The following is a 24,247-nucleotide window of genomic DNA, read 5'->3' as shown; positions in this document are numbered from 1 at the left end:
GCCGCCACTCGTTTGAGGTGAACCCGCCGCTGTCCCCAGCGCGCATGCCTCAAACCAGGAACGTCCAGCCGTCCCGACCGTTGACGACGAACCGGTCGGCACGGTCGGCGTCCGCGGCGACCAGGGCTGCGTTGCCGTCGTCGCTGCTCTCGACCCACGCCTCGGCCGCCTCCTGCGTCTTGCCGAAGGTCACGTGCCGCTCGACGAGGCGAGACCGGCGCACGTCGTCGTCACCCGTGACGAACCAGACCTCGGCGAGCTCGGCGCGGGCCCGCGCCCAAGGCGCCTCGGGCAGCAGCAGGTAGTTGCCCTCCGTGACGACGAGCCGCGCCGACGGCGGGACGACCAGGGCTGCGGCCAGAGGCTGTTCGAGCGTCCGGTCGAAGCCGGGCGCATAGACCCATGAGTCCGCCTCGGCGACGACCCGGCCCAGCAGGTGGGCGTAGCCGTCGGCGTCGAACGTGTCCGGTGCCCCCTTGCGGTCGCGGGCCCCGAGCCGGTCCAGCTGGGCGTCCGCGAGGTGGAAGCCGTCCATCGGCACGTGCGCGACCCAGGCGGCTCCCTCACGAGCGGCGACTGCCGCGACGAGCGCGTCGGCCAGCGTGGACTTGCCCGCGCCCGGCGCCCCCGCGATGCCGAGGAGAACGCGGCGGCGGCCACCGACGAGCGCCACGGCCGCAGCGGCCAGCGCCTCGACACTCATCCGTGCTCGCGGAGGTACTCCAGCTGGGCGTGCACCGACAGCTCGGCCGCGGGCCAGACGCTGCGTGGCACGTCGGCATACACCTGCTCCACGACGGCGTATGCCGTGTGCGCACCCCGGGCGACCGCGTCACGAACCTGGTCGAGCCGTTCCGCACGGTGCTTCAGGTAGAAGGTCACGGTGGCAGCGGCGTCGGCGACGAACGGCCCGTGCCCGGGGAGCAGGCTCGTGACGGATCCCGCCCGGGTCAGGGCCTCGATGCGCTCGAGCGAGGCGAGGTAGGCCTCGAGGCTCCCGTCGGGCCAGGCGACGACGGTCGTGCCCCGGCCGAGGATCGTGTCGCCGGTCAGCAGCGTGTTGTCCGCGGGGAGCACGAAGGAGAAGGAGTCGCTCGTGTGACCGGGTGTCTCCACGGCGAGGATCTCGAGGCCACCGACGGTGATCGTCTCACCGGCCCACAGGTCGTCGTGGCCGCGACCGAAGGTCCGCACCGGGGCCCCGGTCAGCTCGTGGAAGCGGCCTGCGCTCTCGGCGTGGTCGTCGTGACCGTGTGTGAGCAGGGTGAGGGCGACGCGTCGGCCCGAGTCGGCGACCAGGCGCAGCACGTGCTGCAGGTGGCCCTCGTCGAGCGGGCCCGGGTCGACGACGACGACCTCGTCGGACCCCGGCTCGGCGAGCAGCCAGGTGTTGGTGCCGTCGAGCGTCATCGGCGACGGGTTGGGGCACAGCACGCACTCGGCGCGCTCGCTCGTGACGCCGCCGTGCCAGGCGGGATCCGCCGCTCCGCCCTTCATCGAGGCGTCACCGACCTCACCTCTCGACGATCTCCATGGCGGCACCACCGGGGCCGTCGACGACCTCCGGCATGATGAGCGGCAGGGAGTCGCTGTGCACGACCACCGCTGCAGCAGAAGGGGCGTCGCGGATCTCCTCCACGCACATGACCGTCGGCGGCAGCATGAGGGCCGAGCCCGCGGCATACGCCTCCAACAGCTCCGACGGGACGAACCAGTCGGCGTGGTCGGCCTCGGTGGTCTCGCCGTCGGCGACCTGGAAGGGCGGCATGAGCGCGGCGAAGAACCACGTGTCGTAGCGGCGCGGCTCGAAGACGGGGGTCAGCCAGTGCGCCTTGGCCACGACGAGGTCCGAGCGGAGCACGAGCCCCCGGTCGTGCAGCACGTCTGCGAGCGAGAGGCGGCGGTCGACGAGACGGAGCCGGATCTCGCGCCACTCGGGTCCCCCGACCATGGCCAGCGGACCGCTCGCGGACTGGCTCGCGAGGAGCACGCCGCACTCCTCGAAGACCTCGCGGACCGCGGCGGCGACGTACATCTGCGCCTCGGCGGGCGAGCAGCCGAGGCGCTCGGACCACTCCGCCGGCGACGGTCCGGCCCAGGGCAGGCCGAGCTCGCCGTCACGCTCGTCGACGCCGCCCCCGGGGAAGACCATCATGCTCGGCGCGAACTCCATCTCGGAGACGCGCCGCAGCATGAAGACCTCGGGTCCGGCGGCCCCGTCGCGCACGAGCATCACGGTGCTCGCGCGGCGGGGCGCCGCCTCGTCCCAGCGCTCGCCGGCGAGCCAGCGGGACGCCGCGTCGGAGATGCCGGGCGTCGTGGTGAGAGGAAACTGACGGTTCGTGGCGCTCACGCGTCCATCACCACGCCGATCACCACGCGGATCACCGGGCGACGGAGACGATGACCTCGACCTCGACGGGTGCGTCCAGCGGGAGCGCAGCGACACCGACGGCCGAACGGGCGTGGATCCCCTTGTCACCAAAGGCTTTGACGAGCAGCTCGCTCGCGCCGTTGATGACCCCGGGCTGGCCGGTGAAGCCCGGGTCGGAGGCGACGAAGCCGACGACCTTGACGACACGGGTCACCGTGTCGAGGTCGCCGATCTCGGACTTGATGGCCGCGATCGCGTTGAGGGCGCACGTCTCGGCGAGGGACTTGGCGGTCTCGGGATCGACCTCGGCGCCGACCTTGCCGGTCGCGGCGAGGGAGCCGTCGACCATGGGCAGCTGACCCGAGGTGAACACGAGGTCGCCCTCCCGGACGACGGGGACGTAGGCGGCGACGGGCGGCACGACCTCGGGTACGGTGAGGCCGAGCTCGGACAGTCGGTCTTCGACGGCAGACATGGTGCGGCGGCTCCTCAGGACTTCGGGCGCTTGAAGTAGGCGACGAGGCTCGTGCCGTCAGGACCGTTGACGATCTGGACGAGCTCCCACCCGTCCGCCCCGAAGTTGTCGAGGATCTGCTTGGTGTTGTGGATCAGGAGCGGTGCGGTGAGGTATTCCCACTGGGTCATGGCCATCACCCTACTCAGTGCCGGCACGGCTCTCTCCGGGTGCGTCGGTGACGCCGGTGGCACGATGACGCCCATGACGAGCAGCGGCTCCGCGCCATCTTCCGCGACACCCTCCGCGAGCGCATCGACGACGCCCACGCGGTCCTACGGCCGCGACCCGGCGCAGGTCTACGACGTCATCCCGCCGGCAGCCGGGGCTCCCGCCGCGACCGGCACGGTGGTCGTCGTCCACGGCGGCTTCTGGCGGGCGGAGTACGACCGCGAGCACGCGCGTCCCGAGGCCCAGGCGTTCGCCGGGGCGGGCTACCACGTCGTGCTGGCGGAGTACCGCCGAGCCGGTATGCCGGGTGGTGGCGTCCCCGGGACCCTCGACGACGTGCGCGACCTCCTCGCGTCGGTCGCCTCGCAGCCGGACCTGCCCAAGCCGCTCGTCCTCGTCGGCCACTCCGCCGGCGGCCACCTCGTCGCCTGGGCGGCCGGGCAGCCGTGGGCGCGCGAGCGCGGGATCGTCGGCGTCGTCTCGCTGGCCGGGGTCGTCGACCTCGGGGCCGCGGACCGGCTGCACCTGGGCGCCGACGCGACGCGCGACTTCGTCGGGTCCGGCCCCGGCACCGCGGCCTGGACCTCCGCGGACCCGATGTCGACGCTGCCGCCGAAGGTGCCGGTGCGGCTCGTCAACGGCTCCGACGACGACACCGTGCCACCGGTCGCGGCGGACGACTACGTGGCGAGGGCGATGGCGGCAGGCGGTGACGTGACGGTGGACCTCGTCGAGGGCGCCGACCACTTCGCGGTCATCGACCCGACGACTCCCGCCTTCGCCCACGTCCTCGCCGCCGTCCACTCCGTCCTCTGACACCCTCCTCCCACCCGTTTGAGGTAAACACGCCGCAGAAATCCTGGCGCGCCTACCTCAAAGCGGTGGTGGGTCGGGGCCCCGGGCGGACGGCGTCCACATCCCCTCCGGCTCCGCCCTCGCTCTCCACAGGCTCACCGGTGGGCCTGACCCTGTCGCAGTGACCCCCGGCAGGGTCGGGCTATGAGATCGAGCCGGCGCCGCGAGAGGGTCCGCACCCTCGAGACCGCGGCGCTCGGGGTCGTCTCGCGCGCGGCCCTCCGAGCGGCCGGGATCGACGACGCCGACGTGCGGGCCGAGGTTCGGGCCGAGCGGTGGACGACGCCGGGCCTCCAGACCGTCGCACTCCACAGCAGGCCCCTCGGTCACGACGAGCGGCTGTGGCACGCCGTCTGGGAGACGGGCGCGAACGTCGCCGCCCTCGACGGCGTGACCGCTCTGCTCGCGGCCGGGATGACGGGCTACCGCGACGATCGGATCCACCTCTCCGTCGTCCACTCGCACGCCGTCAAGCGCATCCCGGGTGTGCGGGTCCACAAGATCACCCGGCGTCACGATCGCGAGCTCGAGCCACACGGCATACCTCGGGTTCGGCCGGCGGTGGCGGCGATCCGGGCCGCCCACTGGGCCGACAGCGACCGGCAGGCGGCCCTGCTGCTCGTCCTGCCGACGCAGCAGGGTCTCGTCCGGACGGCTGACCTGCTCGAAACCGCGCGCAGCATCCGAGGACGGCGCCGCCGGGCGTTCGTCGGCGGGGTCATCCGGGACATCGCCCTCGGCGCCCAGTCGCTGGGCGAGCTTGACTTCGCCCGGCTCTGCCGCGCACGCGGGCTGCCCGAGCCGGAACGACAGGTCGTGCGCCAGGGGCTGAACGGTCGGATCTACCTCGACGTCCGATGGAGCTGCGGGGTCGTCGTCGAGATCGACGGCATCCAGCACACGTGGGGACTCGCGCCTGTCCTCGACGCGCTGCGCCAGAACCGGGTCACGCTCTCGCGGGACACGGTCCTCCGCATCCCCAACGTCGGCCTTCGCCTGCACGAGGACGCCTTCATGGCCCACGTGGCCCAGGCGCTGCGGATGCGCGGTGGTTCGAGGCGATGCGCTAAAGGGACCCCGGCGTGTTCACCTCAAGACAGGTGGCGAGTGCGCACGTCCTAGGGTGGGAGGCGTGACGACGGACTGGGCGCGGGCGCGACTGCACGTCGTCACGGGCAAGGGCGGCACCGGCAAGACCACCGTCGCCTCGGCCATCGCGCTCGCCATCGCCTCGTCGCCGGCCCACGTGCTGCTCACCGAGGTCGAGGGCAGGCAGGGCATCAGCCAGACCTTCGACGTGCCGCCGCTCGGCACCGAGGAGACGCGGATCGTGCGGCTCTCCGGTGGCGGCGAGGTCGTCGGTCTGTCGATCGACCCCAAGGCGGCCCTGCTCGAGTACCTCCAGATGTTCTACAAGCTCGGTCGCGCCGGCCGGCTGCTCGAGAAGTTCGGTGCCATCGACTTCGCGACGACCATCGCCCCCGGCGTCCGCGACGTCCTGCTCATCGGCAAGATCTACGAGGCCAACCGGCGCCGCCGCGACGGCAAGCACAAGGGCGACGCCCCCCCGGTCTACGACGGGATCGTCCTCGACGCCCCGCCGACGGGTCGCATCGGGCGGTTCCTCTCGGTCAACTCCGAGGTGGCCGACCTCGCCCGGGTCGGCCCGATCGCGTCACAGGCCACCTCGATCACGCGGCTGCTGCAGTCGGACCAGACGGTCGTGCACGTCGTCACCCTCCTCGAGGAGATGCCGGTGCAGGAGACCCTCGAGTCGATCGACGAGCTGAGGGACAAGGGCCTGCACCCGGGGGCCATCATCGTCAACATGGTGCGCGAGCCGCTCCTCGACGACCTGGCCCTGGACCAGGCGCGCGAGGGCCGCCTGCACAAGGCATCCATCCGCACCCAGCTGGCCGAAGCGGGAGTCAGCGCGACACCCGAGCTCGTCGAGGGCCTGCTGGAGGAGGCCCGCGACCACGCGGAGCGCATCGACCTCGAGCGCGAGCAGCTGGCGCTCCTCGAGGCCACCGGCCTGCCGATCGTCTCGCTGCCCGCCCTGCCGACCGGCGTCGACTCCGGATCGGTGCGCGAGCTGGCCGACCTCCTCGTGCCGCTCTTCGTCCGCCACTCCGCCGAGCGGGTCGAGGCATGAGCCCGGTCTCGAGCACGGTCTCCGGCACGGTGTCGAGCAGGGCGCCGCGGCTCGACGTCGACGCGCTCATCGACGACCCCCACACCCAGATCGTCGTCTGCTGCGGCTCCGGCGGCGTGGGCAAGACGACGACCGCCGCTGCCCTGGGCCTGCGCGCCGCGGAGTCGGGCCGCAAGGTCGTCGTCCTCACCATCGACCCGGCACGCCGGCTCGCCCAGTCCCTCGGCCTGACCGAGCTGGACAACACCCCCCGCCCGGTCACCGACATCGACACGTCGGCCGGCGGCAGCCTGCACGCGATGATGCTCGACATGAAGCGGACCTTCGACGAGGTCGTGATCGCCCACTCCGAGCCGGGCAAGGCAGAGCAGATCCTCGCGAACCCCTTCTACCAGGCCGTCAGCAGCTCCTTCGCCGGCACGCAGGAGTACATGGCGATGGAGAAGCTCGGCCAGCTCAAGGCGAGCGCCGGCACGGCGGACGCCCCGTGGGACCTCATCGTCGTAGACACGCCGCCGTCGCGGTCAGCGCTCGACTTCCTCGATGCCCCCAACCGGCTCGGCAGCTTCCTCGACGGTCGCTTCATCCGGCTGCTCACCGCACCGGCCAAGGCAGGCGGGCGCGCCGGCCTCAAGGTTTTCGGGGTCGGCGTGCAACTCGTCACCGGGGCGATGACGAAGATCCTCGGGGGTCAGATGCTCACGGACGTCCAGACGTTCGTCAACGCGCTCGACACGATGTTCGGCGGGTTCCGCGAGCGCGCCGACGAGACCTACCGCCTGCTCTCCGAGGACGGCACGGCCTTCCTCGTCGTCGCGGCGCCCGAGCGCGACGCGCTGCGCGAGGCGTCCTACTTCGTCGACCGGTTGGAGGCGGACGGTATGCCGCTGGCCGGGCTCGTCGTCAACCGCATCGGTCGCGTCTCGGCCACCGGTGTCACCCCGGCCCGGGCCCTCGCGGCTGCCGAGTCCCTCGAGGACGGCGGAGGCCCGAAGTCGGCGACCAACGCCGCGGGCCTGCTCCGGCTACACGCCGCTCTCGTCCGCACGGCGGAGCGCCAGCGCGAGCTGGCCGACCGCTTCTCACGGTCACACCCCGGCATACCCGTCGTGCAGGTGCCGGCCCTCGGACGTGACGTCCACGACCTCGACGGCCTGCGGGAGATCGGACACGCGCTAGCGGGGTCGTGACGCACCCGAAAGGTGGTCACGGCCCCGTTCACGTGGACGACTCGACCGGAGGCCGGTCGACGAGACGTCGGATCAGTCGTGCTTGCCCTGGGAGGCCATGCCTGCCCGGAGCGCCGACTTCCACGACGTGATGTCCGGCCGCTTGCGCAGCAGAGCCCGTCGCTCGCGCTCGGTCATTCCTCCCCAGACACCGAACTCGGTCCGGTTGTCGAGAGCCTCAGCGAGGCACTGCGCGAGAACCGGACACGTCTTGCAGACGGCCTTCGCGTCGTGCTGGGCCTTGCCTCGGACGAACAACGCATCGGGGTCCGAACCGGAACAGCTGGCCTGACTGGCCCACTCGTCCACCCACGGATCCACCATGACTACAGCACTCATTGCACTACCCCTCCCCGCTCGGCACCTCCCATGACACCGAGCAGACCCGGACCGTCCCACCGATCCAGACCATGTGGACCCCCCTAAGGCCCAAACGAGACATTACGAGCCGCAGGCCCGGTCCGACATAGCCTCTATGGACCATTTAGTTGAGGCGGTGACTAGTCACTCCCACGGCGGCACCATGATCATCAGAGGGCCGGCGCACGCCCGCGATACATCGGGAGGACCCCGGCTGCCGCACAAACCCGGTGGCCATAGAGTGAGCGGTTACCCTAAGCCCCATGTCTTCACGCACTACCTCGATCGGCGGCGTCATCAGCCTGCTCGGCGCGTTCCTCGCGTCCGCGCTCGTGCTCGGACTGCTCGCCGCCGGCCTGGTGATGCCCGCGGTGGGCGCCACGGGCGCCCTGGCCCGCAGCGGGGTGGACGTCTTCAACGACCTCCCGAGCGAGTTCACGACCGACCCGCTGGCCCAGACCTCGCGCATCCTGGCCTCCGACGGCACGGTCATCGCGACGCCGCAGGAGCAGAACCGCACCGTCGTGCCGCTCAACAAGATCGCGCCGATCATGCGCGAGGCCCAGATCGCCATCGAGGACCACCGCTTCTACGACCACGGCGGCGTGGACATCCAGGGCGTGCTGCGCGCGGCGATCTCCAACCTGCGCAGCGGAGCGACCACCTCGGGAGCCTCGTCGCTCACGCAGCAGTACGTGAAGATCTCGCTGCAGTACTCCGCCCTCAGCTCCGGCAACAAGGAGGCTGCGGCTGCAGCGGTCAAGAAGGACTACATGCGCAAGCTCAAGGAGCTGAAGTACGCCATCACACTGGAGAAGAAGCTCTCGAAGGACGAGATCCTCCAGGGCTACCTCAACCTCGTCTACTACGGCGACCGCGCCTACGGCGTCGAGGCCGCCGCCCAGCACTACTTCAGCGTCCCGGCCAGCAAGCTCAGCCTCTCGCAGGCGGCGCTGCTCGCCGGCCTGACGCAGAACCCGGGCACGACCGACCCGGTCAACTTCCCCAAGAAGGCCATCGCCCGACGCGACGTCGTGCTCGACCGCATGCACGAGCTCGGCCGCATCACCGACAAGCAGTGGCAGGCCGCCAAGAAGCGCACCCTCAAGCAGGACATGCGCGTCTCGCAGCCCAAGAGCACGTGCCTCGCCTCTCCGTATCCCTACTGGTGCGACTTCATCGTCAACTACGCGCTCGCGATGCCCCAGCTCGGCAAGACGCTCGAGGAGCGCAAGCGCACCCTCTACCGCGGCGGCGTCACCATCACGACGACGCTCGACCCCAAGCTGCAGGACTACGCGCAGAAGGAGGTCACCAAGAAGGTACCGATCGGCAACAGCGAGCGCATCGGCGCCGCCGCCTACGTCGCCGACCCCAACACCGGCCAGGTCAAGGCGTTCGCCCAGAACACGGCATACACCGTCGACAAGGAGTCGTCGGGCAAGACCGGCATCAACTGGGCGCTCGACAAGAAGTACGGCGGCTCGATCGGCTTCCAGTTCGGCTCGACGGCCAAGGCCTTCGCCCTCGTGACGGCCATGGAGTCCGGCATGACCACCAAGTCGAGCATCGACGCCAAGGGTGCCGGCGGCAACTCACAGGCCACCTACACCCCGAAGGAGTGGCCGGGCGGCACCGCCAACTGCGGCCCGGGTGGCACGTGGAAGGTCTTCAACGACAGCCCCTTCAAGGGCGGCAAGATCTCGCTCATGGAGGCGACCGCCAAGTCGACCAACACGGCCTTCGTCGCCCTCGCCGAGAAGCTCGGCGGGTGCAAGGTGCGCGACACGATGCTGCGACTCGGCCTGCACCAGGCCGACGGCCAGCCGATCGGCCGGTACGCCCCGCAGTACATCCTCGGCGCCTCCGACGTCTCCCCCCAGGGTGTGGCGCACGCCTACGGCGTCCTCGCCGCGGACGGCAAGAAGTGCCCCATGGTTGCCGTCACGAAGATCACCCAGGGCGGCAAGAACATCGCGCTGCCGGCGACGAAGTGCCAGCAGGTCGTCGAGCCCGACGCCGTCCGCGGGGCCGACAAGTTCCTCGAGTTCAACATGACCCACGGCTCGGGCATCCGCAACCAGCTCGCCGACGGCAAGCGCCAGTCGGCCGGCAAGACCGGCACGGCCAACAACAACAACGAGTCGTGGTTCGTCGGCTACACGCCGCAGCTCGTGACGGCCGTCTGGGTCGGGACGCCCTACGACCCGATCTCGCGCGTCATGAAGAACATCAAGGTCGGCGGCAACTTCTACCCGGTCATGCACGGAGCCGCCATCGCGGCCCCGATCTGGAAGGCCATCATGAACAAGGCTCTCGACGGTCAGCCGATCGTCAACTTCCAGGAGCCCTCGTCCAAGCTCGCGTCCGGAGACCAGGCCGACGTGCCCAGCGTCACCGGCATGTCCGTCTCGCAGGCCATCGCGACCCTGCAGGCCGCCGGTTTCTCGGCCGGCGTCGGCGGCACGATGAGCTCGTCGGTGCAGAGTGGCCTCGTCGCCGGCACGTCGCCCTACGGCAAGGCGGCCACGGGCAGCTTCGTGACGATCTACACCTCACGCGGCGCCGACCGGCAGCAGCTGCCGCAGACACAGACCACCGTCGCGCCACCGGCTGGTGGCGGGACCACCAAACCCGGCAAACCCGGCGGCAAACCGACCAAGCCACCAGGGCGCGGTTGACGCAGTCATGACGAAGGCCCGACCGATCCGCGTCGGGCCTTCGTCGTGCTCCCCGTCCGTGACGGGTGGAGAGGTCTGTCAGCCGGCGAGGACGCGGCGCACGATCGCGGCTACCCGGCCGCCCTCGGCCCGGCCCGCCACCGCGGCGCCCGCGGCCTTCATCGCGAGGCCCATCTGCGGCATACCGCTCGCTCCCGACGCCGTGACGGCCTCGCGCACGATCGCCTCGAGCTCGTCGTCGCCGAGCTGCTGGGGCAGGTAGGCCTCGAGGACGGCGAGCTCCGCCTCCTCCTTGGCTGCGAGCTCCGGACGGGCCGCGCCGGTGTAGGCCTCGGCGGCCTCGCGGCGCTTCTTGGCCTCCTTGGTGAGGACCTTGAGCACGTCGTCGTCGGTGAGCTCACGGTGCTCCTTGCCCGCGACCTCCTCGTTGGTGACGGCGGTGAGGGCCATCCGCAGCGAGCCGGCCCGGACCTGGTCGCGCTCGCGCATGGCGGTCGTGAGGTCGGCCTGCAGCTGATCCTTGAGGGTGCTCATGGGAGCAGTCTGTCAGGTCGGCCACGCGTGGCCCGCCCGGTTAGTCGGGCGCTGCCCAGGTCGGTGCGAGGATGGGGCCCATGCGTCCCGTGACCAAGACCGTGCTCAAGACGGCGCTCGGGCTGGGGCTGGCCGGCGCCGGGGTGCTGGGCTGGGCCTCGCTCGTCGAGCGGAACGCCTTCGTGCTGCGCCGCTTCGACGTGCCGGTGCTCCCCGACGGCGCCGCCCCGCTGCGGGTGCTGCACCTGTCGGACCTGCACCTGCTGCCGCGCCAGCGGGCCAAGCGGGCCTGGGTGCACAGCCTCGCCTCGCTCGACCCGGACCTCGTCATCACCACGGGCGACAACATCGCGGCGCCGGACGCGGTGCCGGCCCTGCTCGATGCCTACGAGCGCCTGCTCGGGATCCCCGGCGTCTTCGTCCTCGGGTCCAACGACTACTTCGCGCCCAAGCTGAAGAACCCGCTGGGCTACCTCACCCGGAACTTCGCGAAGGGCGTCGGCACGACCCAGCGGCTGCCCACCGCGGACCTCGTGCGCGGCCTGGGGTCGCGCGGCTGGGTGGACCTGACGAACCGGCGCGACACGCTCACGGTGCGGGGACTGCGTGTCGACGTCCGGGGTGTCGACGACCCGCACCTCGGCTACGACCGCCTCGACCTGGTCCGTGGGCCGGCCTCCCCGGACGCCGACGTGACCCTCTCCGTGACGCACGCCCCCTACCAGCGGGTGCTCGACGCGTATGCCGCCGATGGCGCGGACCTCATCGTGGCCGGCCACACGCACGGTGGGCAGGTCTGCGTCCCCGGCTACGGCGCGCTCGTGACCAACTGCGACCTCGACACCTCCCGGGTCAAGGGCCTGTCGCGCTGGTGGCCGGGTGCGGGCTCGACGCCCTCGTCGCAGGCGCCGGCGGATGCCGCGTGGCTCGAGGTGTCGGCCGGGCTCGGCACCGCTCCGACCGCTCCCGTACGCCTGGCCTGCCGTCCCGAGGCCACCCTCCTGACGCTCGTCCCCCGCTCCCAGGCCTGATCGGTATCGGGGCTTCGGGGCACGTCTGAGGCCCGATTCGGAGTTGGGCAGGGGGCTGCGCTAGCATCTCTGCTTGCTGCCTCCGGTCCACGGATCAGGGGTAGATGCAGCACCGGGGTGTGGCGCAGCTTGGTAGCGCGCTTCGTTCGGGACGAAGAGGTCGCAGGTTCAAATCCTGTCACCCCGACCATCCGAAGGGCCTGCTGGAAACGACGAACTCGTTCCAGCAGGCCCTTCGGCGTTGTCGGAGGACAGGACTCGGCGACGGCGTCCTGTCACCCCCGAGGCATCAAGGAGTCAGTCCTGCGCCCGGTGCCAGCGCACGAGCTTGTCCGGGTTGAGCACGAGCCAGATCCGGGTGACCTGTGCTGATCCGCCCTCGACCAGGATGACGGCCCGGGCGACTCCCCCGGCGCGCACGACGACGCCCGGCCGGCCGTTGACAGGCTCGACCGTCAGCACCGAGTCCATCGTGACGAGCGCCGACACGATCCTCGCCACCGCGTCGGCCCCGCGCACCGGCCGGAGCGGCGTGACGACCAGGCCCCCGCCGTCGCTGACGAGGACGACGTCGGGGTCGAGCACCGCCGCCAGGACCTCGACGTCGCGCCGTGCGAGCAGGTCCACCAGCTCGTCGACCGTCACGACAGTGCGGTGAGCTTGTGCGGGTTCATGACCCAGTGGATCTGTTCGATGCCCTCCTCGGAGGCGTCGAGGAGGATGACGGCCTCGAGCGTCCCGTGGCGACGCAGCAGAGCGGCCGGCTGTCCGTTGGCCGTGGCGATCTCGACGTCGATGTCGACCCAGAACCGGTCCTTGAAGGCCCGGACGTAGCGCGCGACGCGGGTCGCGCCGTGCACCGCGAAGCGGGACGCCCGCACGACACCGCCACCGTCGGAACAGCTCGTCACGTCGGCCGCGAAGAGGTCCTCGAGCGCGGCGAGGTCGCCCGTCCTCGCCGCTCGGACGAAGGCGGTGAGCAGCCGCTGCTGCTCGTCGCTGCTCACCGGGGCCCGCCGCTCGCCCGTGACGCGGCGTCGGGCCCGGCTGACGAGCTGGCGTACGGCGGGCTCCTTGAGCGCGAGGATGTCCGCGATCTGCGCGTACGGGTAGTCGAAGGCCTCACGCAGCACGTAGGCAGCGCGCTCGTTCGAGGTGAGGCGCTCGAGCAGGGTGAGCACGGCGAACTCCAGGGCCTCCCCGCGCTCGGCCCCGAGGTAGGGGTCGGCGCTGGTGTCGACGGGCTCCGGCAGCCAGGGGCCGACATACGTCTCCCGTCGCGCGCGCGCCGACTGGAGCGCGTTGATCGCCAGACGCGTCGTCGCCGTCGCCAGGTATGCCGCGGGGTTGAGGACCGCGGCACGGTCGGCCGTCTGCCAGCGCACCCAGACCTCCTGCACGAGGTCCTCGGCCTCCGTGGCGCTCCCGAGCATCCGGTACGCGATGCCGAACAGCCGGGCGCGCACCTCGGCGAAGACCCGGGTGGCCTCCTGCAAGTCGTCCGACCACCCACTCGTCACAACGCTGCCCTCCCGTCTCCGATCCACGTCCGTCAGGCGTCCGGACCCGCTGCGCTCGGCCCGGGCTCGGGCGCCTCCAGCGCTCGGACGGCGCCGAGCAGGCTGCGCAGCCCAGTCTGCTCGATCTGGACCTCGGCCGGGTCGACGAGCCATCCGCTCTCCGGAGTCGCGAACAGCTCGAGGGCCGCGCTCGCGTCGGCGACCGCCATCTCGGCGCGCACGTCCCCCTCGAGACCGTCGAGGAAACCCGGGTCGCGCCCGGCGGTCATGAGCGGGACCACTCGGCGTAGTGGATCCGACCGAGCTCGGCCGGACCGACGGGCACGAGGCTGTCGTCCTGCAGCTCGGACCCGAAGTACGGGGCGTGAGGGTCGGTGACGACCGGCCGGCTGTCCCCGGCAGCCGCGAGCGCCTGACGGAAGAACTCGTCCATCGCGTAGCGGTCCGGGCCCGCGACCTCGACGTGTCCGCCCAGCGGGTCCCCGAGCGCGGCCCGTGCCACGGCGTCGGCGACGTCGTCGCCCGCGATGGGCTGGAAGGCTGCAGGCGGCATACGAACGCTGGAACCGACGACTGCCGTGTCGGCGATGGCCGGGACGAACTCGAAGAACTGCGTCGCGTGCACGATCGAGAAGGGGATGCCCGAGGTCCCGATGAGCCGCTCCTGGGCGATCTTGGCCCGGAAGTAGCCGTTGTCGGGCAGGCGGTCCGTGCCGACGATCGAGAGCGCCACGTGGTGCCCGACGCCCGCCGACTTCTCGGCCTCGAGCAGGTTGCCCGTCGACGTCTCGAAGAAGTCCAGGACGGCGGCGTCCTCGAAGGACGGCGAGTTCGACAGGTCCACGACGACGGCCGCGCCCGCGAGCACCTCGGCCAGGCCCTCGCCGGTGAGGGTGTTGACGCCGGTGTTCGGCGAGGCGGCGACAGCCTCGTGCCCGTGCGCCTCCAGGCGCCGGACGACCTTCGATCCGATGAGCCCCGTGCCGCCGATGACCACGATCTTCATGATGAGTCCTCCTGTGACGGGCACCCCGGTGGCGCCCTCCAACCAGTCAGGACAGGACAGCCACCCCGTTTGTGACGGACGACCTCCACGGCGCCGCGGGCGGACGACACTGGTGGGACCAGATCGACAGCTCGCAGCAGGAGCCACCATGGACTCACAGGAAGACGTCCCGACCGAAGAGACGACCCTCGCGCCCGGCGCAGCCCGCGAACTTCGCGACTCGACGACAGCGGGCCTGCCGGTCCTCCTCTCCACGGAGCACTGGAGCCTGCTCGGGACGCGGTCGATGACGTGGTCGGAGATCATGAGCCGGATCACGATCTACCTCACGGTCGTGTCGGCCTTCCTCGTGGTCCTCGCGCTCACCGCGCAGGCGACAGGCTTCGGCACGCCGTTCCGGGTCATGGCCATCGGCTTCGCGTCGGCGGCGCTCGTCATGGGCTCGCTGACGGCGATCCGGGTCAACCTGGCGAGCCGTGAGGATGCCGACCTGATCCGGGCGATGAACCGGCTCCGCCACGCCTACGTCGAGCTCGCCCCGGAGATCGCGCCCTACCTGACGGCGTCGACCCACGACGACGACCACGGGCTCATGCAGACGTACTCGCTGGGCTACCGGCGCAACCTCGTGCTGCACATCGTCGGCAGCACAGCCTTCTTCCTCATGGTCGTCAACGGGATCGTGGCCGGCACCCTGGGCGCCCTCATCGCCGACATCGCCGGCGCCGGCACCGCACTCGTCTCCGTCGTGGGGGCCCTGTCCGGCGTCGGCTACGTCGTCGGCCACATGCAGATCGCGCGTCGGGTCTTCGCCGGACCGAACGACGACGAACGTTTCCCGACCCCGACCCCGCACTGAACCCCGCACTGAAGCGGAGCTGAAGCAGGCGGGAGCGCTACCGCTCGTCGTGCCGGGCCGTCTCGCGGACCGACTCGGCGACGACGTCGAGGAGCTGACCCGTGTGGGCGAACATCGCGCGCTGCCGTATCGCCCCGTTGCCCTCCTCGCGGACGCGAGCCAGGCCCTCCTTGACGACCACGAGGTCGCCGGCCTCCTCGAGCGCCGGGCCCACGTGGTCGAGGAGACCGTCGAGCACCGACCAGCACGGCGCGGGCAGCCCGGTGCGCCAGTCGAGCAGCCGTCCCTCGAGCCCTTCGCGCCCGGCCTGCCAGGTCGCGAACCGCAGCATCTGCGTCGGCACGTCCGGCGCACGCTCGCCGGCTGCCCACTCCTGCGCGGCCGTCTCGACGAGGCCCCGGCACAGCGCCGCCACGACGACGGCCTCCTCGACCGAGAAGCACACGTCGGCGGCGCGGACCTCCACCGTCGGGTAGCGCTTCGCCAGTCGCGCGTCGAAGTAGACCATGCCCTCGTCGAGGATGACCGTGCTCCGCACCATGTCGCCGACGAGGCGGTGGTAGGCCGCCGGTGAGCCCAGGACGTCGGTCGGCCCCCAGGAGGGAAGCTTCGCGAGCGCCTGGGACCGGTAGCTCGCATAGCCGGAGTCCTGACCGTTCCAGAAGGGTGAGTTGGCGCTGAGCGCGAGCAGCGCCGGCAGCCAGACGCGGATGCGGTCGAGCACCGCGACGCCCTCCTCGTCGCTCTCGACCGAGACGTGGACATGGCACCCGCAGACGAGGTGCTCGCGAGCCGTGAGCTGGTAGCGGTCCTCGAGCCACAGGTAGCGCCGGGTCCTCGACGTGACAGGGCGCACCGGCAGCGGTGAGGTCGCGAGCGCCGCGACGTTCGACCCGGTCCGGCGGGCTGCCGCGACGGCCTCGGCCCGCCACCGCCGAACCTCGGTGCGCAGGGTGTCGAGGTCCGCCACGGGTGGCGTGTGCGTCTCGATCTGCTGCTGCTGGAACTCGCCCTCGACCGCGCCCTGCGCACCGCCCCCCGACCCCTCGGGGCCCGCATGGTCCGCGGGCGCCGCGGGCGCTGCCTGCGTGAGCACCTGCCCCGACACCGACCGGGGACGTCCGTTGCGCACGTCGACGAGCAGCATCTCCTCCTCGACACCCAAGGTCCTCATCGTGGCGCTCCTGCTGGGGATGGACGTGTGGTGGTGCTCGTCGTCAATAGTGTCCCCGCCGCGGCCGTCCGGCGGGAGGGGCGAAAGGCCCACCTGTGTCGAACCCGGGGGAATGAACGGTGGCCGTGTGCGTTGTCCTTCTTCGTCGCCCCAACCCGCAGGAGGATCGTGTCCACCTCGTCCAACCTGGGATTCCGCTCGGACCGCGGTCCGATCCTCATCGCTCTCATGCTGTCGACGTCGCTCATCGCGCTCGACTCCACGATCCTGGCCACGGCTGTGCCCTCGATCGTCGAGGACCTGGGCGGCCTGACCCAGTTCCCGTGGCTCTTCTCCGTCTACCTGCTGGCGCAGGCGGTGTCCGTTCCGGTCTATGCCAAGCTCGCCGACACCGTCGGCCGCAAGCCGGTGATCCTCGTGGGGATCGGGCTCTTCCTGCTCGGCAGCATCCTCTGCGGCTTCGCGTGGGACATGGGCTCACTCATCGTCATGCGCGCCCTGCAGGGCCTGGGCGCCGGCGCGGTGCTGCCGATGACGACGACGATCGCGGCCGACATCTACACCGTGGCCGAGCGTGCCAAGACCCAGGGCTATATCGCGAGCGTGTGGGCGGTCTCGTCCGTCGTCGGTCCGACACTGGGCGGCGTCTTCTCCCAGTTCGCCTCGTGGCGCTGGATCTTCTTCGTCAACATCCCCTTCTGCCTGCTGGCCGCCGGGATGATCTGGCGCAAGTACGACGAGTCCGTCGAGCGTCGCCGGCACCGCATCGACTATGCCGGGGCCACCGTCCTCACGGTGGCGCTGACGCTGCTCATCCTTGCCGTCCTCGAGGGCGGCCAGGCGTGGGCCTGGAGCTCGTGGCAGAGCATCGGCTCGTTCGCCGTCGGCGCGGTGCTGCTCGGCATCTTCGGCGTCATCGAGCGTCGCGCGCCCGAGCCGGTGCTGCCGTTCGAGGTGCTGACGCGCCGCCTCATCGTCGCGACGTGTCTCATCGGGATCGGGGTCGGGGCCGTGCTCGTCGGGCTCACCTCCTACGTGCCGACCTTCCTCGAGCGCTCGACCGGTGCCACCCCGATCGTCGCCGGACTCGCGGTCGCCGCCCTCACCATCGGCTGGCCCATCTCGGCCTCGCAGTCCGGGCGTCTCTACATGCGCATCGGCTTCCGTCCGACCGCCCTCATCGGCCTCGTCATCGCCACGCTGGGCGCCCTGTCACTGTGGCTCACCTCCTCCACCCCGAACGTCTGGGCCACCGCCGGCTCCTGCCTCGTCGTGGGCCTCGGGCTCGGCCTCGTCGCCACCCCCACCCTCATCGCGGCCCAGGCCTCGGTGCCGTGGAACGAGCGCGCCGTCGTGACCGGCACCAACATGTTCATGCGCTCGGTGGGCAGCGCGGTCGGCGTCGCGATCTTCGGCGCCATCGCCAACGCCGTCATCGCGTCCCGGGGCGGTGACGGCTCGAGCGAGGCGGTGCAGGCCGGCTCGAGCGCCGTCTTCCTCGCGGTGCTGGTCGCCGCCACCGTCAGCATCGTGGCCGGTCTGCTCATGCCGCACACGAAGGCCGAGGACGTCGTCCACGGCGGCAGCGACGAAACAGACCTGGCCGAGGCAGAGGCCGAGCCGTCCACGGCCTGAGCCGCACCGGAGCACCCTGAAGCCGTAGGTGGACGTGACATCGCGGTCGACGCTGACGAGGCCCTACTCGACCGCGGCCCGAGCGCATCGGGTAGGTCGCAAGGGACAGAGTCACCGACCGACGACGAGGAGAAAGCGATGAGCGAGCACGACGACGGCGCCAAGAAGGTCGCCGACCTGATCAAGGACATCCGGATCGCGATGCTGACGCACGCCGACTCGAACGGCGCACTCGTCAGCCACCCGATGGCGACGCAGGAGGTCGAGTTCGACGGCGACGTCCTCTTCGTCGCCGAGCGCGACAGCCACAAGGCCCGCGACATCGCCGCGCAGTCCCCCGCCCGGGTCAACGTCGCCTACAGCTCGAGCAGCTCCTGGGTGTCGCTGTCCGGGACCGCGACCATCGTCGACGACCCGGCCAAGCTCGCCGAGCTGTGGAACTCCTTCACCGGGGCCTGGCTCGAGGGCGGCCCGGAGAACCCGAACAACATCATCATCAAGGTGAGCGCCGACTCGGCCGAGTACTGGGACTCCCCCGGCGCCAAGGTCACGCAGATCGCGAACTTCGTCAAGGCGAAGGTGACCGGCCAGCGCATCGAGGGTGACAACGAGGTCGTCGACCTCTGACCGCCTGATCACGGCGCGTATGCCGTCGGGTCCCTTCGCACGGAGGGGCCCGACGGCATACGTACGTCTGCGGACGAACCGCTCAGGCGGCGCCCTTGACGAGCCGCATGACGGCCCGCTCGAGGGCGTCACGGTCCCGGACCTGGACGAGGTCGCCGAGCTCAAGCCGGCTGCGGTCCGCCTTGGTCAGGCGCGAGATGCTGTGGGCGATGGTGCGCCCCACGGCGTACTCGTCCAGCACGCGCGGGTCGACGTACGAGCGGCGCGCCACGGCTGGGGTGTTGCCCAGGTGCTCCGACACGACCGTCATGGCGTCCTTCTCGGCCCGCTTCAGCTCCCGCTCGGACTCGACGGGACCGGTGCGGGCGAGGGCGACGGCGGCAGTCACCGTCGCCGCCCAGGTGCGGAGGTCCTTGACGGTGTGCTCCTCTCCGACGAGCTCCTTGAACGCCACGTTGAGGTCGCTGGAGCGCAGCTCGTGCCAGCCGTTCGTGTCGCGGTAGGCGAGCAGTCGCTCGCCGGGGTAGCCGCTTCGCTTGAGGGACAGCACGATCCGCGCGAGCAGCTGGTCCGTCATGACAGCCTCGCGCGTGACACCCGACTTGGCCGGGAACTCGAAGGTGACGTCCTCGCCGCTGACCGTGACGTGCGACCGCAGCAGCGTCGCGACGCCGTGCGAGCCGTTCTCGGCCTCGTACTCCTCACCACCGCTGCGGAAGAGCCCGGCGTCGAGCATCCGCAGACCGGCGGCCGTGACGCGCTTCCTCGTCAGCCCGTTGGTGCGCAGGTCTGCCGCGACCTGCTTGCGCGCAGCCGGGAGCTTGCGGGCGAGCACCATGACGCGGTCGTGCTTCGCACGGCCACGCTCCTCGTGCCAGGCCTCGTGGTACAGGTACTGGCGCCGGCCGGCGTCGTCGGTACCGACGGCCTGGATGTGGCCGTTGGGGTGCGGGCTGATCCAGACGTCCTGCCAGGCCGGCGGGATGACGAGGGCCTTGACGCGTTCCCTCGTCTCGGCGTCGACGGCACGGCCGTCGACGTCGAGATAGGCGAAGCCCTTCCCCCGCCGCACGCGACGGATCCCGGGCTTGTCGATGACGCTCCGTCGCAGTCTCACACCGGGGAGATACCCGCTTCGTCACCGCACACGAACATCACGCACGGGCGCGGGTCTCGCGGGCCGAGGCGTCAGTCGGTCTCGGGGTTCTGCTCCCGAACGCCCGCCGTCTCGCTCGTGGCAGTCTGCGTCTCGCGGGTGTCGCTCGAGCGCTTCGGCCCGTCCGGCGCCGAGACAGGCACGATGTCGGGCACCTGGATCTCCACCTGACCGGGAGACGGCGGCGGGTCCGGTGTGACGGGCGGGAAGACCGATCCGTCGCTCTGCAGATGTGATTCGTGAGGGGTCACGTCGTTCACCTAACGCCCCGAGTAGGTGGTTGCTTCTTCTCTTTCGACCATACCCGCGGCCTGCACCGATGAACCTGTGAGAGAGGTGGGGCATATGCCGTAGATGGTTCCGTCGTGGACGTCAGGAGCCCGAAACCGCTTGACGCCCAGCAGGTCCCCTCGCACTGTGGAGAGCGGAGGGGGTGTCGTCGTGAAGGTCGCCGTCATCGGAGGAGGCCCCACCGGTCTCGTCACGGGGATGGGTCTGGCGCGCCGCGGGCACACCGTCGTCGCGGTCGACCGGGACCCCGGACCACCCCCGGACGGCGGGCCCTGGCCGCGTCGCGGAGTCATGCAGTTCCACCACGCCCACGCCTTCCGGCCACAGGTCGGCCAGGTCCTGCGCGCCGAGGCCCCCACGGCCTGGGACGCCTGGCTGGCCCTCGGCTGCGAGCCGATCGAGATGCCCCTGGGCGACGGCGGGACGGCGACCGTCGGCGTGCGCTCGCGCCGCGAGACCTTCGAGCGGGCGGTCCGCTCGGCAGCGCTGGAGCAGCCCGGCCTCGAGCTGCGCGTGGGCCACGTCGACGGCGTCACGACGAGCCGCGGCCGGGCGCAGGGCATCAGCGTCGACGGCTCGGACGTCGAGGCCGACCTCGTCGTCGACGCCTCCGGACGCTCGGGTCGGGTCAACCGGCACCTGCGCGGCCCCGGTGTCGGGGGCGAGTGCGGCATCGCCTACGTCGACCGCACGTACCGGCTGCGACCCGGCGTCCCCGTCCCCCCGATGACGAACGCCCTCGCCTGGCAGGGCAACTACGTCGGCTTCATGGTCCTCGTCTTCCTGCACGAGAGGGGCATCTTCTCGGCCCTCATCATCCGCTCGACCGCCAACCGTGACCTCGTGGGCCTGAAGCACACCCGGGCGTTCGAGGCCGCGAGCGCCGCCATCCCAGGGCTCGCCACGTGGACCGCCCCCGACGTCGCCGAGCCCCTGACCGACGTGCTGCCGGGCGGTCCGCTGCTCAACGTCTTCCGAGGCCAGCGCGGCCCCTCCGGCCGCCTCGCGCTGCCCGGGCTCGTGTTCGTCGGCGACTCGGTCTGCACGACGACGCCGATCTTCGGCCGGGGCGTCACGACCTCGCTGGCCCAGGTGGCCGAGCTGCTGCGTCTCGTCGACGAGCACGGGTGCAACGTCGAGTCGGTGGGCGAGGCGCTCGACGACTGGGACCGGGCGCAGATGCGGCCCTGGGTCGAGGACCACATCATGATGGACCACGCCCAGGCCCGGCGCTGGGCCGGCGACGACGTCGACCTCATAGGTCGTCTCCCGTCCGACGTCATCATGTCGGCGGCCTCGCAGGACCCCTCCATCGGCGAGGCCATCGGGCCGTACGTGTCGATGCAGGCCCTCCCCTCGGCGCTGGCCACCGTCGAGGAGAAGGCCCGCGCCGTCTACCGCACCGGGTGGCGACCGCAGCCCGACCCGGGTCCGACCCACGACGAGCTCGCCGACCTCGTCGCCGCTGCCGTCCCGACTGCGTAGGCGCCCGGGCACTCGACGCAGAGGTCGCGTCGAGTGCCCGGTACCCGACGGTCAGCGGGTGAGGACGCCGACCCGGCCCTGCTCACCCGAGGCCCAGCAGGCACCGTCGGCGGTGCACTCGACCGAGTCGAAGCTGCCGGAGTCGAACGTCGACCACGAGCGGCCACCGTCGGTCGAGACGTCCGAACCCGACGGCCCGACCGCCAGCACGGTGCGGGCCGTGCGCGGGACCCACGCCGACCCCGAGCGGTAGCCGGAAGGGTTGCTCGTCGACTTCGTCCAGGTCGCGCCGCCGTCGTCGGTCCAGGCCGCGTTGTCGACGGCACCTGTCGGGACCGCGAAGTCGCCACCGACGACGACGCCGCGGTGCGCGTCGCGGAAGCTCACCGAGAAGATGCCGGCGGACGCACCGCCCGCGACCGGGCTGTCGGCCACGGTCCACGTGCGCCCGTGATCGGTCGAGGTGAAGACGCGAGCCGGGTCGACGCCTCCGCTCACGAGATACGTGCGGCCGCCGACCCCGGCCGACAGGCACGTGCCGGACGCCGCGAAGCCGAACTCACCGGCTTGGGCCGCCTGCATGCCGGCCGGGTCGACGATCGACCACGACCGTCCCCCGTCCGAGGTCTCGACGAGTCGGAACGTGCCGTCGACCGGGTCGCTCATCGCGAGACCGTGTCGCGGCGAGCTGAACGCCATGCAGTCGTAGAACGCGGCCGGCTCGGCGTTGCGGAACGTCTCGGTCCAGCTCGCGCCGCCGTCGTCGGTGACGAGGATGCGCGAGTCCTCGCCCTCACCGATCGACAGGACGACGGCGTGCCGCGCGTCGAAGGCCTCGATGTCGCGGAACTGGAGCGCGTCGGTGCCCAGGCCCTGGGGGCTGACGTCACCCCACGTGCGACCGCCGTCGGTCGTGCGCAGCACCGTCCCGTTCGTTCCGCTCACCCACGCGATGTCGCGCGAGACGGGCGCGAGCCCTCGGAAGCGCTCCGTCGTCCCCGTCGGCGTCACCTGCCAGCCGTAGGCCGTCACCCCCGCCTGACCGGGAGCGTCACGTCCCGGCGAGGCGGGCGACACGGCATACGCACTCGTGGTCGCAGCGACGAGCGCAGTGGTGGTGGCGGCGAGCAGGACGGATCGCGTCAGGAGTCTCATGCCTCCCGAAACTAGCCGCGTCGGGACGAAACGGCGCGCTCAGCGGCCGGTGCCGCCGTAGACGATCGCCTCGTCGGACGAGTCGAGCCCGAAGGCCGTGTGGACGGCGCGGACGGCGTCGTCGAGCTGGTCGGCGCGCGTCACCGCCGAGACGCGGATCTCGGAGGTCGAGATCATCTCGATGTTGATGCCGGCCTCGGCGAGGGCGCCGAAGAACTTCGCCGAGACGCCCGGGTGGCTCTTCATGCCGGCACCGACGAGGGCGATCTTGCCGATCTTGTCGTCGAGGCGGAGGTCCTCGTAGTCGACCTCCTGCTTGATCGACTGCAGGACCTGCATGCCACGGGCGCCGTCGGCCTGCGGGAGCGTGAAGGAGATGTCGGTCTTGGCGGTCTCGGCGGCCGACACGTTCTGCACGATCATGTCGATGTTGATGCCGGACTCGGCGATGGCCCCGAAGATCTTGGCGGCGACACCGACCCGGTCGGGCACCCCGACGATGGTGATCTTGGCCTCGCTGCGGTCGTGGGCGATGCCGGCGATGATCGGTGCTTCCACAGCGCCTTCTCCTTCGTAGGGGTTGTCCTTGATCCACGTGCCGGCCTTCTGCGACCACGACGAGCGCACGTGGATGGGGATGCCGTAGCGGCGGGCGTACTCGACGCACCGCAGGTGCAGGATCTTGCTGCCGTTGGCGGCGAGGTCGAGCATCTCCTCCATCGAGAGCACGTCGAGCTTGCGGGCGCTCGGCAGGATGCGCGGGTCGGCCGTGAAGACGCCGTCGACGTCGGTGTAGATCTCGCAGACGTCGGCCTCGAGGGCGGCGGCGAGCGCGACGGCGGTCGTGTCGGAGCCGCCGCGGCCGAGGGTGGTGATGTCCTTCGTCGTCTGGCTGACGCCCTGGAAGCCGGCGACGATCGCGATGTGGCCGGCGTCGAGGGCGCTCTGGATGCGGCCGGGCGTCACGTCGATGATGCGGGCGGCGCCGTGGGCGTCGTCGGTGATGACGCCGGCCTGGCTGCCGGTGAAGGAGCGCGCCTCGGCGCCGAGCTGGGCGATGGCCATCGCGACGAGCGCCATCGAGATCCGCTCGCCGGAGGTGAGGAGCATGTCGAGCTCGCGGGCCGGCGGCGCGGCCGTCACCTGCTCGGCGAGGTCCATCAGCTCGTCCGTCGTGTCACCCATGGCCGAGACGACGACGCACACGGAGTGTCCGGCCCGCTGGGTCTCGACGATGCGCCGGGCCACGCGCTTGATGGCCTCGGCGTCGGCTACGGACGAACCGCCGTACTTCTGGACGACGATGCTCACACTGGCTCCCGATCTCCTGGGCGGACGGACACTGCTGCGGTGCGACCGAGTCTAGGCTCGCACGCCCGACGTCCACCGAGACGTCACGATGGTGAGATCTGTGCCGATCCGTCCCGCAGGCCGC

At 71.2% G+C, this 24,247-nt stretch carries 26 protein-coding genes and 1 tRNA gene; 11 read left to right on the top strand and 16 right to left on the bottom strand.

Annotated elements, in window-relative coordinates; genetic code table 11:
• Window positions 1-49: 49 nt before the first annotated feature.
• Genes ABD831_RS12345 through sp36 form a run of 5 tightly spaced genes read right to left on the bottom strand, consistent with a single transcriptional unit; the run spans window position 50 to window position 3,019 of the window.
• Window positions 50-703: a nucleoside/nucleotide kinase family protein gene (locus tag ABD831_RS12345; protein ID WP_344946623.1), complete on the bottom strand. Its 654-nt coding sequence runs from the start codon at window positions 701-703 to the stop codon at window positions 50-52.
• The gene (locus ABD831_RS12340) at window positions 700-1,497 is read right to left on the bottom strand and encodes an MBL fold metallo-hydrolase (protein WP_344946620.1); all 798 of its coding nucleotides are present in this window, start codon (window positions 1,495-1,497) and stop codon (window positions 700-702) included. The genes ABD831_RS12345 and ABD831_RS12340 overlap by 4 nt, the downstream gene beginning before the upstream one ends.
• A 16-nt stretch (window positions 1,498-1,513) precedes the next feature.
• Entirely contained in the window at window positions 1,514-2,353 is an 840-nt protein-coding gene (locus tag ABD831_RS12335) for an NUDIX hydrolase (protein WP_344946618.1), read from the bottom strand.
• 31 nt (window positions 2,354-2,384) lie between these two features.
• The gene (locus tag ABD831_RS12330) at window positions 2,385-2,849 is read right to left on the bottom strand and encodes a RidA family protein (RefSeq protein WP_344946615.1); all 465 of its coding nucleotides are present in this window, start codon (window positions 2,847-2,849) and stop codon (window positions 2,385-2,387) included.
• A gap of 14 nt (window positions 2,850-2,863) precedes the next feature.
• Window positions 2,864-3,019: a Sp36 family protein gene (sp36, locus tag ABD831_RS12325; protein WP_142179199.1), complete on the bottom strand. Its 156-nt coding sequence runs from the start codon at window positions 3,017-3,019 to the stop codon at window positions 2,864-2,866.
• Between sp36 and ABD831_RS12320 the strand changes: the two genes are divergently transcribed.
• From ABD831_RS12320 to bagB, 4 genes are all read left to right on the top strand, one after another.
• A complete protein-coding gene (locus tag ABD831_RS12320; RefSeq protein WP_344946611.1) occupies window positions 3,018-3,875 on the top strand; it encodes an alpha/beta hydrolase family protein in 858 nt (285 codons plus the stop codon). The genes sp36 and ABD831_RS12320 overlap by 2 nt on opposite strands.
• A gap of 183 nt (window positions 3,876-4,058) precedes the next feature.
• Entirely contained in the window at window positions 4,059-5,036 is a 978-nt protein-coding gene (locus ABD831_RS12315) for a hypothetical protein (RefSeq protein ID WP_344946609.1), read from the top strand.
• A gap of 10 nt (window positions 5,037-5,046) precedes the next feature.
• The gene (bagA, locus tag ABD831_RS12310; RefSeq protein ID WP_344946606.1) at window positions 5,047-6,069 is read left to right on the top strand and encodes an ATPase BagA; all 1,023 of its coding nucleotides are present in this window, start codon (window positions 5,047-5,049) and stop codon (window positions 6,067-6,069) included.
• Window positions 6,066-7,259: an ArsA family ATPase gene (gene bagB, locus ABD831_RS12305; protein WP_344946604.1), complete on the top strand. Its 1,194-nt coding sequence runs from the start codon at window positions 6,066-6,068 to the stop codon at window positions 7,257-7,259. The genes bagA and bagB overlap by 4 nt, the downstream gene beginning before the upstream one ends.
• Window positions 7,260-7,331: 72 nt before the next feature.
• Here bagB and ABD831_RS12300 read toward each other — a convergent pair whose 3' ends face one another.
• Complete coding sequence (locus ABD831_RS12300; RefSeq protein ID WP_030203772.1) at window positions 7,332-7,637, bottom strand: WhiB family transcriptional regulator; 306 nt, start codon at window positions 7,635-7,637, stop codon at window positions 7,332-7,334.
• A gap of 284 nt (window positions 7,638-7,921) precedes the next feature.
• Between ABD831_RS12300 and ABD831_RS12295 the strand changes: the two genes are divergently transcribed.
• Entirely contained in the window at window positions 7,922-10,339 is a 2,418-nt protein-coding gene (locus tag ABD831_RS12295) for a transglycosylase domain-containing protein (protein WP_344946599.1), read from the top strand.
• Window positions 10,340-10,417: 78 nt separating this feature from the next.
• On the opposite strand, the gene ABD831_RS12290 is transcribed toward ABD831_RS12295, so the two are convergent.
• Window positions 10,418-10,873: a GatB/YqeY domain-containing protein gene (locus ABD831_RS12290; protein WP_344946596.1), complete on the bottom strand. Its 456-nt coding sequence runs from the start codon at window positions 10,871-10,873 to the stop codon at window positions 10,418-10,420.
• Window positions 10,874-10,953: 80 nt separating this feature from the next.
• Here ABD831_RS12290 and ABD831_RS12285 point away from each other — a divergent pair, with 80 nt between their 5' ends.
• Together ABD831_RS12285 and ABD831_RS12280 are read left to right on the top strand one after the other, a co-directional pair.
• On the top strand, window positions 10,954-11,904 hold the full coding sequence (locus tag ABD831_RS12285; protein ID WP_344946594.1) for a metallophosphoesterase: 951 nt from the start codon (window positions 10,954-10,956) through the stop codon (window positions 11,902-11,904).
• A 113-nt stretch (window positions 11,905-12,017) separates the two neighbouring features.
• A tRNA-Pro gene (locus ABD831_RS12280) sits at window positions 12,018-12,094 on the top strand.
• A gap of 107 nt (window positions 12,095-12,201) precedes the next feature.
• Here ABD831_RS12280 and ABD831_RS12275 read toward each other — a convergent pair.
• From ABD831_RS12275 to ABD831_RS12260, 4 genes are read right to left on the bottom strand one after another with little or no spacing between them, the layout of a single operon-like run.
• On the bottom strand, window positions 12,202-12,549 hold the full coding sequence (locus ABD831_RS12275) for a sigma-70 family RNA polymerase sigma factor family protein (protein WP_344946591.1): 348 nt from the start codon (window positions 12,547-12,549) through the stop codon (window positions 12,202-12,204).
• Window positions 12,546-13,424: an RNA polymerase sigma-70 factor gene (locus ABD831_RS12270; protein ID WP_344946589.1), complete on the bottom strand. Its 879-nt coding sequence runs from the start codon at window positions 13,422-13,424 to the stop codon at window positions 12,546-12,548. The genes ABD831_RS12275 and ABD831_RS12270 overlap by 4 nt, the downstream gene beginning before the upstream one ends.
• A 32-nt stretch (window positions 13,425-13,456) precedes the next feature.
• Entirely contained in the window at window positions 13,457-13,705 is a 249-nt protein-coding gene (locus tag ABD831_RS12265; RefSeq protein ID WP_344946586.1) for a hypothetical protein, read from the bottom strand.
• Window positions 13,690-14,430 (bottom strand): SDR family oxidoreductase, encoded by a 741-nt coding sequence (locus tag ABD831_RS12260; protein WP_344946582.1) that lies wholly within the window; start codon window positions 14,428-14,430, stop codon window positions 13,690-13,692. The genes ABD831_RS12265 and ABD831_RS12260 overlap by 16 nt, the downstream gene beginning before the upstream one ends.
• 148 nt (window positions 14,431-14,578) lie before the next feature.
• On the opposite strand from ABD831_RS12260, the gene ABD831_RS12255 reads away from it, so the two are divergent.
• Window positions 14,579-15,289 carry a hypothetical protein gene (locus ABD831_RS12255; RefSeq protein WP_344946579.1) on the top strand — a complete coding sequence of 237 codons (711 nt, stop codon included), beginning with the start codon at window positions 14,579-14,581 and terminating at the stop codon, window positions 15,287-15,289.
• 37 nt (window positions 15,290-15,326) lie between these two features.
• Here ABD831_RS12255 and ABD831_RS12250 read toward each other — a convergent pair whose 3' ends face one another.
• Window positions 15,327-16,463: a carboxylate-amine ligase gene (locus ABD831_RS12250; RefSeq protein WP_344946576.1), complete on the bottom strand. Its 1,137-nt coding sequence runs from the start codon at window positions 16,461-16,463 to the stop codon at window positions 15,327-15,329.
• 168 nt (window positions 16,464-16,631) lie between these two features.
• Between ABD831_RS12250 and ABD831_RS12245 the strand changes: the two genes are divergently transcribed.
• On the top strand, window positions 16,632-18,098 hold the full coding sequence (locus ABD831_RS12245) for an MDR family MFS transporter (protein WP_344946573.1): 1,467 nt from the start codon (window positions 16,632-16,634) through the stop codon (window positions 18,096-18,098).
• Window positions 18,099-18,236: 138 nt separating this feature from the next.
• Complete coding sequence (locus ABD831_RS12240) at window positions 18,237-18,725, top strand: pyridoxamine 5'-phosphate oxidase family protein (RefSeq protein WP_344946570.1); 489 nt, start codon at window positions 18,237-18,239, stop codon at window positions 18,723-18,725.
• An 82-nt stretch (window positions 18,726-18,807) separates the two neighbouring features.
• Here the strand turns inward: ABD831_RS12240 and ABD831_RS12235 are convergent, their stop codons facing one another.
• Entirely contained in the window at window positions 18,808-19,842 is a 1,035-nt protein-coding gene (locus ABD831_RS12235; protein WP_344946567.1) for a DNA topoisomerase IB, read from the bottom strand.
• A gap of 71 nt (window positions 19,843-19,913) precedes the next feature.
• Window positions 19,914-20,132: a hypothetical protein gene (locus ABD831_RS12230; RefSeq protein WP_142179212.1), complete on the bottom strand. Its 219-nt coding sequence runs from the start codon at window positions 20,130-20,132 to the stop codon at window positions 19,914-19,916.
• A 166-nt stretch (window positions 20,133-20,298) separates the two neighbouring features.
• Between ABD831_RS12230 and ABD831_RS12225 the strand changes: the two genes are divergently transcribed.
• A complete protein-coding gene (locus ABD831_RS12225; RefSeq protein WP_344946562.1) occupies window positions 20,299-21,657 on the top strand; it encodes an NAD(P)/FAD-dependent oxidoreductase in 1,359 nt (452 codons plus the stop codon).
• A gap of 51 nt (window positions 21,658-21,708) precedes the next feature.
• Here ABD831_RS12225 and ABD831_RS12220 read toward each other — a convergent pair whose 3' ends face one another.
• Both ABD831_RS12220 and ABD831_RS12215 read right to left on the bottom strand, forming a co-directional pair.
• Window positions 21,709-22,812, bottom strand: coding sequence for a WD40/YVTN/BNR-like repeat-containing protein (locus tag ABD831_RS12220; RefSeq protein WP_344946559.1), 1,104 nt, complete (start codon window positions 22,810-22,812; stop codon window positions 21,709-21,711).
• 39 nt (window positions 22,813-22,851) lie between these two features.
• Complete coding sequence (locus ABD831_RS12215; protein WP_344946556.1) at window positions 22,852-24,123, bottom strand: aspartate kinase; 1,272 nt, start codon at window positions 24,121-24,123, stop codon at window positions 22,852-22,854.
• Window positions 24,124-24,247 lie beyond the last annotated feature (124 nt).

Source organism: Terrabacter ginsenosidimutans (genome assembly GCF_039539425.1).
Lineage (GTDB): Bacteria > Actinomycetota > Actinomycetes > Actinomycetales > Dermatophilaceae > Terrabacter > Terrabacter ginsenosidimutans.
This window is presented reverse-complemented; position numbering and strand designations above follow the sequence as displayed.